The organism is Thalassospira sp. GB04J01 (genome assembly GCF_000751115.1).
GTDB classification, from domain to species: Bacteria; Pseudomonadota; Alphaproteobacteria; order Rhodospirillales; family Thalassospiraceae; genus Thalassospira; species Thalassospira lucentensis.
In genome coordinates, this window is the sequence record NZ_CCDX020000012.1 from 507,787 (window position 1) to 521,302 (window position 13,516).

The window sequence follows — 13,516 nt, forward strand, 5'->3', positions numbered from 1 at the left end:
AACTTGCCGACGGGGCTTTTGTTTTAAAGCATGTTTGCGATTTTATTCCGCGGGCACCAGCCAGCGTGTTGTGTGATGCCCCGGTCCCGGCAGTTTGCATGTTTTTGCCAGCCAGCTTCCGATGACATCAAGGTCCTGATCGAACTGCCACGGCGGATTGATCACCAAAAGTCCGGCCCCGCGCATGCGTCCTTTGGCCCCACCATGGTCGGCGGCAAGTTCGGCACATAAAACACCGCCTTGCGATTTGATCGCGCCAATCGATTTGCGAAGGTCCGCATCAAAGCCATCTTCAAGGATCGGGTACCACAGCATAAAGGTGCCCGTCGGCCATTTATCCCATGCGCTTTGCAGGGAATGGGCCGCCCGTTGATAATCCTGTTTTACGTCGTAACTCGGATCCATCAGAACCAGACCACGCCGGATGGCAGGTGGCATCATGGCAACCAGTCCTTCGTATCCATCGCGTTTATGCAGATGAATGCGCGGATCGCGTTTCACCCGGTGATACAGGGTTTCGTTTTCACGTGGATGGAGTTCCATCAGAACCAGTTCGTCTTCATCACGCAGCATTTCGCGCACAATAAACGGTGATCCCGGATAGAACGGACCGGCATATTCATCCGTGTCCCGCACACCATACTCGCGCCCGTGGGCAATCGGATCAAAGCGGCTGACGTGATCCATGTAGTCTTGCAGCATTTCAGGCGCGTTTTTGCCCGCCTGTGCAGCACCAATACCACCATGCCACTCACCGGTTTTTGCGGCCTGGTCGCTGCCAAGGTCATACCATCCCGAACCGGCATGGGTATCAATCACGCAGAACGGTTTTTTCTTTTTGCGCAGATGCGTCAAGATCAACCAAAGGGCCGCGTGCTTGTGCAAATCGGCAAAATTTCCGGCGTGATAGCCATGCAGATAACTCAGCATCGCGGCTTATCCTTTCTTCGGACGTGACCGGTGGCGGCCGGGTTTCTGGGATTTGGATTTGTTTGGCACGGCATCCGCCTTGGCACCCGATTGATGTTTACGCGGCGGCTTGGCCGATCCGGGGGACAGGCGGCGATGGGTTGCGGGCGGTGCATCAACCTCGATCACGCGATGTTCGCCCGGCGCAATGCCTTCAAGCGTCCAGTCGCCAATTGCATGGCGGATCAGGCGCAAGGTCGGAAAACCAACCGCTGCGGTCATGCGGCGCACTTGCCGATTACGACCTTCGGTAATGGTCAGCTCAATCCAGCTTGTCGGGATTTCCTTGCGATAGCGCACCGGTGGATCGCGTTCCCAAAGATTTGCCGGTTCATCAATCCGGCGCACCTTTGCCGGAAGTGTCATGCCATCTTTAAGCTCGACCCCGTCGCGCAGCGCATCAAGCGCCTCATCGGTCGGCTCCCCATCGACCTGCACCAGATAGGTTTTCGACTTTTTGTATTTGGGGTGGGCGATCTGCGCATTGAGCGGCCCATTGTCCGTCAGCAACAGTAACCCTTCGCTATCGCGGTCAAGCCGACCAGCGGCATAGACACCGGGCTGCTTGATATAGTCAGCCAGCGTCGCCCGACCGTTTTCACGGTCGGTAAACTGGGTCAGAACACCATACGGCTTGTTCAAAAGGATCAGTTGCGCCATGGCGCGCATAAAACCAGCTTTGCGGCGGCTGTCAACACATCCCCACGTGCCAAATGCCAAATTGTCGGCAAAGGATCGCGTTTTAGCCCACCGCGCGACGCATAAACATCAGTCGCGGATCAGATATTCCATCGTGGTCACAACTCGAACGGTTTTATTGATCTGGCTGGCTTCGTTCATGTTGGGTGCGCCGTCGGCTGCCAAAATCTGAAACAGTCCCTGTGTCGCGCGGCGGATCCCACCCAACTGACCACCAGAGTCGGCGGCAAACTGCGCGGCGGCTTCGCGGGCGTTGGCGGTCGCGGCGGCAATCATTTCGGGTTTGACGTCATTAAGCCCGGTAAACATATAACTTGGGCCGGGGTTATAGCCCTGCCCACCCAGAACGATCCCGCCCTGAAGCAGTTTGCCAATATCCTGTGATGCGGCAACAACCGCCTTCACGTCGTCGGTACGGACCTGAATGGTCTGATTGACGATATAGCGGCTTTCAATCGGGCCAGAACGATATGATTGGGCAAGCTGGTCGGTAACCTGAAGGTTTTGCAGTTCGGTCATTTCCTTTGAAATGCCGTGGCTTGCCAGAAAATCGAGCAGCGTCTTGGTATCGGCCTCAATTTTGGCCTGTGCTGTTTGCAATACATCATCGGTTGCAACAAAGGTGATTGGCCAGACCGCCCGGTCGGCCTGTACATCCTGTTCCGCCAATCCCTTAACAGTGACATAGCGATCAAGCGATCGCATGTTTGCGATACCGTTACCAACAAACCACCCCGCCCCGGCAATTGCCACACCAACGATCACGGCGGCGACGACCTTGACCAAACCAGACGACTGAACCATGACTTTGCCTCTTCCTAATCCAATGCGCGCCGAAATGACTTATATCTGCGCAAATCATACCTTTAATTATGATCTATCAACATAAAAAGCGGCAACAGAGAGGCAGTGTATTCGCCGGAAATTCATCATCAAAGCAGACTTTGAATGCATTCAAAAACTGTCGCATTCTTTGATTGCCCATGATAAAAGCCCCGCATACCGTCAGGGGTAGGATATACTGCCCCGTCACAATCACACGTCACAAGAGGTCCCCATGCTGCGTTCGGAAATCAACGCCTGCATCGAGCATGCAAAAGAACTTTACGCGTCCATTTCCTTTAAACTTCCTGTTTGGGGCCATTACGGCCCGGATCAGTGGGCCGCAGAACCCGATCTGGCAAAATGGTGCCGCGGGCATCAGATGGGCTGGGACGTGACGGATTATGGCGAAGGTAATTTTGCCAAGCGCGGTTTGATCCTGTTTTGCCTGCGCAACGGCATTCTGCGTCAGCCCGGCGAGGTGCCTTATGCCGAAAAGATCATGATTGTCGGTGAGGATCAGGAATGCCCATGGCATTACCACAAGGTCAAAATGGAAGACATCATTGTGCGCGGCGGCGGCAACCTTGTGATTGAGCTTTGCAACCTGACCGAAGATGGTCAGATGGACCGAGTCAATGACGTACAGGTGCGCACCGATGGTAAGCTCAACATCCTGCCAGCGGGCGGCAAGGTTGTGCTCGAACCGGGGCAAAGCGTGACCCTGCCGCGGACCCTTGTGCACCGCTTTTACGGCGAAGTTGGCAAAGGTCCGGTTATTGTCGGCGAAGTTTCACAGGTTAATGATGATCTTGCCGATAACTATTTCTTTGATTGTGATGCGCGCTTTACCAAGATCGAAGAAGACGTCGCACCAATCCACCCACTTTGGAATGAACTGCCTGCGCAGTAAGACCGCCTCATAGAGCAAGCAAACAAAAGCCCCGCAATTTTTCTTTGCGGGGCTTTTGCGTTTTCAGTCGGTCCGATGGCCGTGCCACACTGCTGTTTATTCAGCAGGCGGCAGGTCATTTTTGTCGCCAAGAATTTCGTTAAACTCCGGCATGTCACGCAGGGGTTCGAATTCTTCTTCTGTCCAGGCCGGTTGACGCATGGATTCAGAAAGTTCGATCGCACGCTGCAAATCAGCAAGGGCGCCTTCGCGGAAACCAAGTCCGGCATTTGCGCAAGCACGTTGATAGTGGCCATTGGCACTTCCGGGTTCTTCGGCCAGCAAACGATTGCACAGGCTTAGTGCCCAGTCGCGATCACCAAGTTGAAGGGCGGCATCTGCCTTATAGGCCATGACTTCCGGATCGCCCGGTGCCAGTTCAAGGATCTTGTCATAAGTTTCGATTTTTGAACGCGGGTTCGTGACCTGATTGGCTTGCAGCCACAGTGCATGGATTTCCTGTGTGCGTTCGATTTCGTGCTGATGCTCGTTGATCACCTTGGATTTCAAACGCAACTCATCCTCAAGCGAGGTCAGGCGTCGTTCGAATTCTTCGGACAAACGTTGCAATTCCGTATTGGCAAGATTGCGCACACTTGATTTCAACTCACGCAGCGACTGCCAGCCCAGCATGGTCAGAAGCGCACCGACAGCGGCCACGAAATAGAAGAAATAGGTCACGGTATTGGATGAATAGGAAATCGCCTTGTCAATGGCTTCAAGCTGACGGTTGACGACTTCACGCATCAATTCCGCGCGCATGCCCTGCATTTCAGTACGCAGGCTTTTCAGTTCATCAAGAACATAGCGTTCCATCAATGGCGGCATGTTGGTACGTTCTTTGGCATCCACGGGGCTAAAATCGACATCTGGCACCGCATCGAATGCATCACCCGACTTAGTATCCTGACGGATTTCAGGCTCCGACGTTTGGGCAAACCCCGGCTGTGCGGCGAAAATGCCTGCCAATATCAAAAGTGATGCAACAAAAGTTGCCCGCCGTAAAGACAGTGTCACCATCCCCGTGTTCCTCTTTTTATGATTTGGTCACGTTACCCGCGTAACGCTTAGAATCCCATAGAAAGCGTTTCAAAAATGCAAACAGGTGTAGTCAAACAACCAAACTATGTTGCAGCATGATTGCATCCTTGCATGTATGTGCACTGACAAAGGGCACGTTTATCCGTATAAGCGGTTCGGTATTTAAAAATTCAAACGGGTCGGTTCTGCGTGAAAAATATTGATGTTCTTGTAATCGGTGCGGGTGCTGCGGGCCTGATGTGCGCCATCGAAGCTGGCAAGCGCGGCCGGTCTGTTGTGGTGGTCGACCATTCCGACAAACCCGCCGAGAAAATCCGTATTTCGGGCGGCGGGCGATGCAATTTCACAAACATCCACACCAGCCCGGAAAACTTCCTGTCGCAGAACAAGCGGTTCTGTGTATCCGCCCTGAAACGCTATACCCAGCATGATTTCATCGAAATGGTGAACCATCATGAAATCAGCTGGCATGAAAAAACGCTGGGCCAGTTGTTCTGTGATGAAAGTTCGTTTCAGATCATCGATATGTTGCTTGATGAATGTGACGCTGCAGATGTCACCATTCGCCTGAACACGGAAATTTCCAATATCATCCGTCGCGACGATGGCGGGTTTGACGTAACGACACGCACGGGCGCGCAATGGGCGTGTGCATCGCTTGTGGTCGCATGTGGCGGGCTTTCAATCCCGAAAATCGGGGCAACCGGATTTGGCTATCAAATTGCACGTCAGTTCGGATTAAACATCATCCCGACCCGGGCGGCTTTGGTGCCGCTGACGTTTGATCCTGAGTTGCGCGCGCAAATGGGCCAGCTATCGGGCATTTCGGTTGATGCAGTGGTTCAATGCAATAAAAAGCAATTCCGCGAAGGATTGCTGTTCACCCATCGCGGCCTTTCAGGCCCATCCATTTTACAGATTTCATCTTATTGCGATGAAGGCGACGGGATTGTAGTGAACCTCAACCCCGAAGAAGACGCCTTTGATCTTTTGAAATCGGCCAAAAGTGAAACCCCGAAACAGGCCGTTCACACGGTGCTGTCGCGTATTTTGCCCAACCGTTTGGCGCAAATGATCACGGCACGTCATGACCTTGAACGTCCGATTGGCGAAACCGGTGACAAGGCGCTTCGCAAGCTGGCAATGGATGTCAATCAGTGGGCTGTCATGCCAAATGGCACCGAAGGATACCGCACAGCCGAGGTGACGATTGGGGGGGTAGATACCAACGAACTGTCATCGAAAACCATGGAATGCCGCAGTGTGCCGGGCCTGTATTTCATCGGTGAAGTTGTTGATGTGACAGGGCATCTTGGCGGATTTAATTTCCAGTGGGCCTGGTCGTCTGGCTGGTCTGCCGGGCAGGTTGCCTGAGGTCGAAATTCGTTTACACACCCCAACCATTGAGCGCATATATAGTGCGTGTGTTTCCTTATGGGGGAACAAATAGAGTCCTTGGCCGTTTCATGATCAAGCGCGGTGTCAAATAGCCGCAGCAACAAATTAATGAGGTTTGGACATGTTTGAATATGGTGGAATACTTGGTTTAATCATTTTGATCGCCGATATCTGGGCGGTCATTAATATTTTGGGCAGTGGTGCGAGCACCGGGTCAAAAGTTCTTTGGATTGTACTTGTTCTTGTTCTGCCGGTCTTGGGCCTGATCATCTGGCTGTTTGCCGGTCCGCGTAGCGGGCGCGCCTAAGCCCGAAAGATTTCAGCTGGAATTTAAAACCAGCATCTAAAACGACAAAGCCCGGCAGTTTACTGTCGGGCTTTGTTCATTTTCAAATACCTGCCGCGAAAATCGCAATCGCACCGGCCAGCGCAAGCCCAATCCGCACAATCATTGGGCGTGGTGATATCAGTCCATACGATATGGCGGTCAAACCAACAGCCACCTTCAGCCCTGCTGCAATCGCCCATACAGGTTCAGACCCAAGATCAATCAGGGATGCATTGGCCACCATCGCCAAGGGCACGATATAAAGTCCAATACCCAGCGCCATGGCGGTGCCCGCAACCTTGAGCCAGTTTTCTTCGACCATGCCCGCAGCAATGAAAACCGCGCCACAAACCGGTGGTGTGATGGTCGACAAAAGTGCGAACCAGAAAACAAACAGATGTGCCTGCAAAGGATCAAGGCCAAGCTCGATCAAGGCAGGACCGGCAACCGAAACGCAGATCACATAGGCCGCTGTTGTTGGCACTTCCATGCCCAAAATCAAACAGGCCAACGCGGTCAGAAGCAAAGCTGGCCAGAGCATCCCGCCCGAACCGGATAAAAGCAGCGATGTGATTTTCACCCCAAGTCCGGTTAGCCCAAGCACACCAATCACAATCGATGCACATAGAATGATCGAGCCGATCATCGCCACCTGACGCCCCGCATTCAGACAGACATCGGTGAAACGGTCCTTCGTGCGCGCCAGATCAAACGACAGATTGCCATCCAAGAACAGCAATACCGCCCCGACAACAAGGGCCAGACAGGCCGAATATTGCGGCGTATACCCCCCACCAAACATACCCCAAAGCAGAATGGTGAAGGGGACAAGGAAAAAGCACGACGTGATGATAACCGCGCGCATGGTTGGTCGGTCTTCCTTTGGCACACCGGGAAGATCAAACCGCATGGCAAAGGCGTTAATCCCGACCCATACCGCAAGGAAATACAAGAATGCCGGCAAGGTCGCGGCAACCATGATATCGACATACGGTCGCCCGGTGAGTTCAACCATGACAAAGGCGCCAGCCCCCATCAAAGGTGGCATGATCTGCCCACCAGATGAGGCCACTGCCTCAACCGCCGCAGCAAGACGTTTAGGATAACCAAGTCGCGTCATCGCGGGCAAAGTAATCGCACCAGTTGACGCCACGTTGGCCGATGCCGATCCCGAAATGGAGCCAAACAGAGCAGATGAAATAACCGATACTTTTGCCGCACCGCCCTTAAGACGCCCCGCCGCCGCACCGGCAACATTCATGAATCCCTGCCCGGCTTCGCCAGCATTTAGAACCGCACCAAAAATCACAAAAATAGCAACAATGCTGACCGATACACCCGTCAGGCTGCCCCAAAGGCCACCTTCGGCAATGGTCAATGTGCCCAACATGCTTTCAACCGGAAGTCCGGCATGGCCAAATTCGCCCGGAACATATTCGCCAAACAGCGCATAAAGCAAGGCAATGCCCGCAACCATCGGCAAGGGCCAGCCAATGGCGCGGCGCGCCATTTCCAGAACAATCCCTAAAAGGGCGGCGGCAATGGCGATCTGGGTATTGCCCATCAGAAAACCATACTGATCAGCAAGACTGCCATGGTTGAAAACAATCCAGCCACACCCGATCAGGCCAATCACAGTCAGGATCGCGCCAGATATATTTTGCGCCCGTGTTTTGGCAACAAAGATCAGTGCCCATGGCAAAGCCAGCGCCATGTGGATCGGACGGCTGACAAGATTGGGGACGAGGCCGGAAAAAATCAGCCAAAGGTGAAATGCAATCGAAATTGCACCAAGCATAATCCAGATGGGGCGAGAAATGGCCGACATGTTTATTCAGTTTGTTGGATAAAGACGGGCCCGGCGGATGTGCCGGGCCTGTTGTGTTTTATGAGCAATCAGGTGTTAGCGCTGATCATCGCGGACCGGGAAACCGGCCTCGGCATAATAACGCAATGCACCGGGATGAATTTTGCCCGCGATATTGCCCAGCATGTCTGGGGAAACACCATTCCACCACGATGAGCTTTCACCCATTTTGGCTTTTTGCTCCCAGAATGTCTTGGTCAACTGGTAGGCGGTTTCGTCATCCATCTCGGTCGTTGCAAAGGCCACAACCGACAGCGACGCGGTTGTGATGTCTTCGTCCTGACCGCTATAGGTGCCCGCAGGAATAACCGTTTTGTCGCGTTTGGTCAGCGCAAGCTGCTCATCGGAAAGTGACAGGACGTTGACGTCCGTTCCGGCCGCTGCTTCGATCACGTTCGGCGCAGGCCAGGAGCCCGCGGTAACAAAACCATCAATCTGACCGTTTTTAAGTGCGGCAACTGCGTTGGAAAGTTCGGCATCAGCCAGTTCAACCTTACCGCCAAGACCAAACAGGTCGAGGTATTTTTCACCTTCTTTCGCCCCGAAGGATCCCTTGCCCAGAAGGATGGTTTTGCCTTCAAGACCGGCGAAGTCCGTGGCACCAGAATCACTGCGCATCACAAAATGCATGGTCAGGGACGGGATTGGGAACAGGGCACGAACCGCTTCGAATTTTTCCGTCGGGCGCCCTTCAAACGGGCCTTTGCTGTTTTGGGCCAGTCCGACCAAACCGGGCGGGGAGGTAAACACATAGTTGCCCGAACGGACCATGGCTTCCATGACGTTCTGAACCGAACCCTGGCTTTCTTCAACCGTAATAATCACGTCACCATTGGTGCCGGTTTTCATCGCTTCAGAAAGCTGTGCGGCCATCTGGTAATAGGATGACGCAGCTTTGGCTGATTTCAGGGTGACACGGGTTTCGGCCTGTGCGGCAGACGCCGCAGACAGTGCCATAATACCGGCGGTAATTACGCCAAGTGTACGCAGAATATTCAAGGCTTCCTCCCCTTGTATGAGCAGTCCGCTTTGTCGGCTTTGAATGCCGAACTTGGCAGCGAACCTTTCGTTGGTGGCAATAAGCGCAAAATACAGTCCCGTTTCAGGAGCGTTTTGGCAAAAATGACCCAAGTTCACGGCCATAGAAAGCATGAAGTACATGAAGGTCAAGCTGCTTATGCGATTTCACAGCCTGTCAGAGATGTAAACCTTACGCCAAACGGGTCCGTTTTCACATGGCAGTTGTGCAAAACCGACGCTATTCGCGGCCAGGCTTCACGCTTAAAGGGACACAAGCATTCCCAAGGGAACATAACGCACAAAGCAGCGTTAATCTCGGGAACGGCTGTAAATCGTTTTAGCTCAGTACGTTGTAATGATTGACAGCTTTCCCACCCTTGCCGCAGGGTAGTTCCTGCATCACCAGAATTCAGTTGAGGATTCCATGCCGCGTTCGCCGGTTGCCCTGATTATTGCATTGTCTGCGACGTTGTTTGCCGCCTTTGCGCTTAACAGCGGGTCATCTTTGCAATCATCCCTGTTGGCGCTACGCGCCTCGGCAGAAGGATTCTCTCCGGTTTATACTGGTATCATCATGGCATCCTACTATATCGGCTTTGTCGCCGGGATTGTCTGGGGTGCCAGCCTTGTGAACCGGGTGGGTCACATCCGGACCTTTGCCGCCCTTGCATCCGCCGGTTCGGCGATCACGTTGCTCCATGCTGTGTATGTTGATCCGCTCACATGGTCGCTGTTTCGCGCCATGACCGGTCTTTGTCTTTCCGGCCTCTATCTGGTGGTGGAAAGCTGGTTGAATGCGCAGTCCGACAACACGTCACGCGGCAGCACAATTGCGATTTATATGACGGTGTCACTCGGTGGTCTGGCAATTGGCCAGTTGCTGCTGAACATGTCACCGATCAGCAGCTTTGAGCTGTTTACCGTTGCTTCGGTCTTGCTGTCGCTGTCTCTTGTTCCACTTGCTTTGACCCGTCAGCCACCGCCTTCTGCGGTTAGTGGCGAACGCATGACGTTTCGTCGTCTTTACAAGATATCACCACTGGGATTTGTCGCGGCATCCGGTGCCGGGGTCTTATCCGGGGCGATTTACGGTGTTGGGCCGGTCTTTGCCGCCGAACTGGGTTTAAGCACGCAAAACGTCGCCTATTTCATGTTTTTTGTCATTCTGGGCGGCATGATTATGCAGTTCCCGATCGGCAAGCTTTCTGACATTGTGCCGCGCCAATACGTGATGATTGTTGTCTTACTTGGTCTTGCTGTTTGCGGGCTGATCCCGCTTGTCATTCCCGACGTGATCAAAGACAACCTGACACTTTGGGGCGGGATCACCGGGGTCTTCATCATGCCAATCTATGGATTGGCTGTGGCCTATGTGAATGATTACCTCGAACCCGAAGACATCGTGCCTGCATCGGGCGGCCTTTTGATTATTTATGGCGGCTCAGCCGCAGCGGGTCCATTGCTAGGGTCGAGCGCAATCGGGTACTTTGGCCCTTGGGCACTGCCATTCCTGTTTTCCGTGATCGGGATTCTGGTTGCCGGATTTGCCATTTACCGTGCTGGGTTTGGTCGTCGCATCTCTCTCGAGGAGCAAGGTCAGTTCGTTGCGGTTCCGCGCACAACCCCTATGGCGTTTGAGCTGTCATCGATTACCGATGAAGTTCCCGAAGACGGCGCGGACGGCTCCACAAAGGACTCTTCGCAAGAGACCGATGAAGTCAGCGACCTTTTGACGCCGGATGGCACAGCACATCCCGACGACTATGGGCATGTCGCAGTCGATGAGGATGACGAAAGCGCGAAACCAGAAACGAAATAAGAACGAGATTTATCAGGCTGCAGTCCCAAATCGGGATGCAGCCTGAATTATAATTGAGACATCACCGCTATTCGGTGTTTACATAACCATATGTAATGGCATGTTTAATACGTGCCCGGCTGCCGTTCGATCATGGCGCGCCACAGCGCCGTGCCCGTGCTTTTTGCGCGAGAACAGGTCGGCCTTTTTGGGCCAATGTCAGGAAAATCAACGTTCTTTCGCCACTCCCGCATCTTATGGACAGCATTCCATAATGCGGAAAACATCCCAAAATAATAAAACCTGCTGTGGACCCACTGCGGTTTGAGACCATATGTTGTCTCAAACGTTATCGCGGGGTTCAGGATTTTCATGCCGGTTCCCGTGACGGTTCCAAGTCTGGTGAGAGTAAACATGACCCAACGCATCCAAAAAGGTGGCCTTCAGATCGCATCGGTTTTGCATGATCTGATTGCCAACGAAGTCATTCCGGGAACGGGGATCAGTTCTGATCAGTTCTGGGCGTCGTTTGAAAAACTTGTCACTGAACTGGGGCCACGTAACAAAGCACTTTTGGCAAAGCGTGATGAGCTGCAGGCCAAGATCGACGAATGGCATGTGTCGCGTCAGGATCAGGCACGCGATCCGGTTGCCTATAAGAACTTTTTGATCGACATCGGCTACCTTCTGCCGGAAGGCGACGATTTTTACATCAGCACCACCAATGTCGACCCGGAAATCGCCCGTGTCGCCGGGCCGCAGCTTGTTGTGCCTGTGATGAATGCACGATATGCGCTTAATGCGGCCAATGCCCGTTGGGGCAGCCTTTATGACGCGCTGTATGGCACGGATGTCATAGATGATGCCGATGGCAAAGAAAAGACCAAGGGCTTTAACCCAAAGCGTGGGGCTGCTGTGGTGGCCTATGCAGCGAACTTCCTTGATGAAGCCGCCCCACTTGCAACCGGCCATCATGCTGACGTTACAAAGTATGAAGTACGCGATGATGGATCGGGCTGGTGGACGCTGGTGGTGACCCTGTCTGATGGCAGTGAAAGCGCGCTTGCTCAGCCATCCCAGTTTATTGGCTACAACGAAAAGAACGGTGCACTTTCCGAAATTCTGCTGCGCAAGCACAGCCTGCATATCGAAATCTGCATTGATCCGACCCACCCGATTGGCAAAGAACATGCCGCGGGTGTCTCTGACGTAATCATGGAGTCGGCCGTCACGACCATTCAGGATTGCGAAGATTCTGTCGCCGCCGTTGATGCGGAAGACAAGACCCTTGCCTACCGTAACTGGCTTGGCCTGATGAAGGGTACACTGGAAGAAAAGTTCGAAAAGGGTGGCAAGACCGTAACCCGTCGCCTGAACCCGGACCGGACATATAAGGGTGTTGACGGCCACGAAGTCGTTCTGCCGGGCCGTAGTTTGATGCTGGTACGTAATGTCGGTCACCTTATGACGTCAGATGCTGTTCTTGATGCCAACGGCAATGAAGTGCCCGAAGGTTTCCTTGATGCCATGATCACGGGGCTGATTGCCAAGCATGACGTTGAAGGCAAGAACGAATTGGCCAATTCACGCCATGGCAGTGTCTATATCGTGAAACCGAAAATGCACGGCCCAGAGGAAGTCGCCTTGACCAGCGACCTGTTTGCCTTTGTCGAAAATGCGATTGATGTGCCCGAACACACGCTTAAGGTCGGCATCATGGATGAGGAACGCCGCACAACGGTAAACCTTAAGGAGTGCATCCGGGCCGCCAAAGATCGTGTTGTCTTCATCAATACCGGTTTCCTTGATCGGACCGGTGATGAAATCCACACCAGCATGGAAGCTGGTCCGATGGTGCGTAAAGACGCGATGAAAGATCAATACTGGATCACGGCCTATGAAAACTGGAACGTGGATGTTGGTCTTCAGTGCGGCATGAAAGGCGTTGCGCAGATCGGCAAAGGCATGTGGGCCAAACCTGATCGCATGGCCGAAATGATGGATGCCAAAATTAGCCATCCCAAGGCCGGCGCAAAATGCGCATGGGTTCCTTCACCGACTGCTGCCACCCTGCACGCCATTCACTATCATCAGGTTGATGTTCGGGCAGTACAGGATGAAATCGGCAAACGTGAACGGGCCAACCTTGATGATATCCTGGCGATCCCGCGTCTTGGCGATATCAAACCAATGCCAAGCGAAATTCAGGAAGAGCTTGATAACAACGCACAAGGCATTCTGGGTTATGTCGTTCGCTGGATCGACAGTGGCGTTGGTTGTTCCAAAGTGCCTGACATCAATGATGTTGGCCTGATGGAAGACCGGGCCACTTTACGTATTTCGAGCCAGCATATCGCCAACTGGATGCATCATGAGCTGTGCACCAAAGAACAGGTCATGGAAACCCTCAAACGTATGGCTGCGGTCGTTGACAAGCAGAACGCCGGGGACCCGACCTATCGCAACATGGCACCGAACTTTGATGACAGTGTGGCCTTTGCAGCAGCCTGTGATCTGGTATTCAAAGGCCGCGAACAGCCAAACGGTTATACCGAGCCGGTCCTCCATGCGCGCCGCCGCGAAGCCAAGGCGAAATACGGCGCGTAAACATCGCCTTTACAA

The 13,516-nt window shown here is 53.4% G+C and carries 12 protein-coding genes; 5 read left to right on the forward strand and 7 right to left on the reverse strand.

Going from position 1 to position 13,516, the window contains the following annotated elements:
• Positions 1-42: 42 nt before the first annotated feature.
• From rlmJ to AMM48_RS13630, 3 genes are all read right to left on the reverse strand, one after another.
• Entirely contained in the window at positions 43-930 is an 888-nt protein-coding gene (gene rlmJ / locus AMM48_RS13620; RefSeq protein WP_102784462.1) for a 23S rRNA (adenine(2030)-N(6))-methyltransferase RlmJ, read from the reverse strand.
• A gap of 6 nt (positions 931-936) precedes the next feature.
• Positions 937-1,629: an rRNA large subunit pseudouridine synthase E gene (locus AMM48_RS13625; protein ID WP_102784521.1), complete on the reverse strand. Its 693-nt coding sequence runs from the start codon at positions 1,627-1,629 to the stop codon at positions 937-939.
• A gap of 108 nt (positions 1,630-1,737) precedes the next feature.
• Positions 1,738-2,472 (reverse strand): SIMPL domain-containing protein, encoded by a 735-nt coding sequence (locus AMM48_RS13630; protein ID WP_102784463.1) that lies wholly within the window; start codon positions 2,470-2,472, stop codon positions 1,738-1,740.
• Between the two features lie 253 nt (positions 2,473-2,725).
• On the opposite strand from AMM48_RS13630, the gene AMM48_RS13635 reads away from it, so the two are divergent.
• Complete coding sequence (locus AMM48_RS13635) at positions 2,726-3,403, forward strand: D-lyxose/D-mannose family sugar isomerase (protein WP_102784464.1); 678 nt, start codon at positions 2,726-2,728, stop codon at positions 3,401-3,403.
• Between the two features lie 96 nt (positions 3,404-3,499).
• On the opposite strand, the gene AMM48_RS13640 is transcribed toward AMM48_RS13635, so the two are convergent.
• Positions 3,500-4,462, reverse strand: a complete 963-nt coding sequence (locus AMM48_RS13640) for a tetratricopeptide repeat protein (protein ID WP_244271230.1) — start codon at positions 4,460-4,462, stop codon at positions 3,500-3,502.
• Positions 4,463-4,672: 210 nt separating this feature from the next.
• Here AMM48_RS13640 and AMM48_RS13645 point away from each other — a divergent pair, with 210 nt between their 5' ends.
• Together AMM48_RS13645 and AMM48_RS13650 are read left to right on the forward strand one after the other, a co-directional pair.
• Entirely contained in the window at positions 4,673-5,857 is a 1,185-nt protein-coding gene (locus AMM48_RS13645) for an NAD(P)/FAD-dependent oxidoreductase (protein WP_102784465.1), read from the forward strand.
• Positions 5,858-6,002: 145 nt separating this feature from the next.
• Entirely contained in the window at positions 6,003-6,188 is a 186-nt protein-coding gene (locus AMM48_RS13650; RefSeq protein ID WP_022731766.1) for a PLDc N-terminal domain-containing protein, read from the forward strand.
• A gap of 82 nt (positions 6,189-6,270) precedes the next feature.
• Here the strand turns inward: AMM48_RS13650 and AMM48_RS13655 are convergent, their stop codons facing one another.
• Positions 6,271-8,037 carry a TRAP transporter fused permease subunit gene (locus AMM48_RS13655; RefSeq protein WP_102784466.1) on the reverse strand — a complete coding sequence of 589 codons (1,767 nt, stop codon included), beginning with the start codon at positions 8,035-8,037 and terminating at the stop codon, positions 6,271-6,273.
• 75 nt (positions 8,038-8,112) lie between these two features.
• Positions 8,113-9,075, reverse strand: a complete 963-nt coding sequence (locus tag AMM48_RS13660) for a TAXI family TRAP transporter solute-binding subunit (protein ID WP_102784522.1) — start codon at positions 9,073-9,075, stop codon at positions 8,113-8,115.
• 445 nt (positions 9,076-9,520) lie between these two features.
• Here AMM48_RS13660 and AMM48_RS13665 point away from each other — a divergent pair, with 445 nt between their 5' ends.
• Complete coding sequence (locus AMM48_RS13665) at positions 9,521-10,915, forward strand: MFS transporter (protein ID WP_102784467.1); 1,395 nt, start codon at positions 9,521-9,523, stop codon at positions 10,913-10,915.
• A 104-nt stretch (positions 10,916-11,019) separates the two neighbouring features.
• On the opposite strand, the gene AMM48_RS13670 is transcribed toward AMM48_RS13665, so the two are convergent.
• The gene (locus AMM48_RS13670; RefSeq protein ID WP_102784468.1) at positions 11,020-11,310 is read right to left on the reverse strand and encodes a hypothetical protein; all 291 of its coding nucleotides are present in this window, start codon (positions 11,308-11,310) and stop codon (positions 11,020-11,022) included.
• Here AMM48_RS13670 and AMM48_RS13675 point away from each other — a divergent pair.
• Positions 11,309-13,501: a malate synthase G gene (locus AMM48_RS13675; RefSeq protein ID WP_102784469.1), complete on the forward strand. Its 2,193-nt coding sequence runs from the start codon at positions 11,309-11,311 to the stop codon at positions 13,499-13,501. The two genes, AMM48_RS13670 and AMM48_RS13675, sit on opposite strands and share 2 nt — an antisense overlap.
• The last annotated feature ends 15 nt before the right edge of the window (positions 13,502-13,516 follow it).

Bases quoted from the DNA above. Each gene is read 5' to 3' on its own strand.
- rlmJ (WP_102784462.1), bottom strand. From the start codon at position 930: ATGCTGAGTTATCTGCATGGCTATCACGCCGGAAATTTTGCCGATTTG.
- AMM48_RS13625 (WP_102784521.1), bottom strand. From the start codon at position 1,629: ATGGCGCAACTGATCCTTTTGAACAAGCCGTATGGTGTTCTGACCCAG.
- AMM48_RS13630 (WP_102784463.1), bottom strand. From the start codon at position 2,472: ATGGTTCAGTCGTCTGGTTTGGTCAAGGTCGTCGCCGCCGTGATCGTT.
- AMM48_RS13635 (WP_102784464.1), top strand. From the start codon at position 2,726: ATGCTGCGTTCGGAAATCAACGCCTGCATCGAGCATGCAAAAGAACTT.
- AMM48_RS13640 (WP_244271230.1), bottom strand. From the start codon at position 4,462: ATGGTGACACTGTCTTTACGGCGGGCAACTTTTGTTGCATCACTTTTG.
- AMM48_RS13650 (WP_022731766.1), top strand. From the start codon at position 6,003: ATGTTTGAATATGGTGGAATACTTGGTTTAATCATTTTGATCGCCGAT.
- AMM48_RS13655 (WP_102784466.1), bottom strand. From the start codon at position 8,037: ATGTCGGCCATTTCTCGCCCCATCTGGATTATGCTTGGTGCAATTTCG.
- AMM48_RS13665 (WP_102784467.1), top strand. From the start codon at position 9,521: ATGCCGCGTTCGCCGGTTGCCCTGATTATTGCATTGTCTGCGACGTTG.
- AMM48_RS13675 (WP_102784469.1), top strand. From the start codon at position 11,309: ATGACCCAACGCATCCAAAAAGGTGGCCTTCAGATCGCATCGGTTTTG.
- AMM48_RS13670 (WP_102784468.1), bottom strand. From the start codon at position 11,310: ATGTTTACTCTCACCAGACTTGGAACCGTCACGGGAACCGGCATGAAA.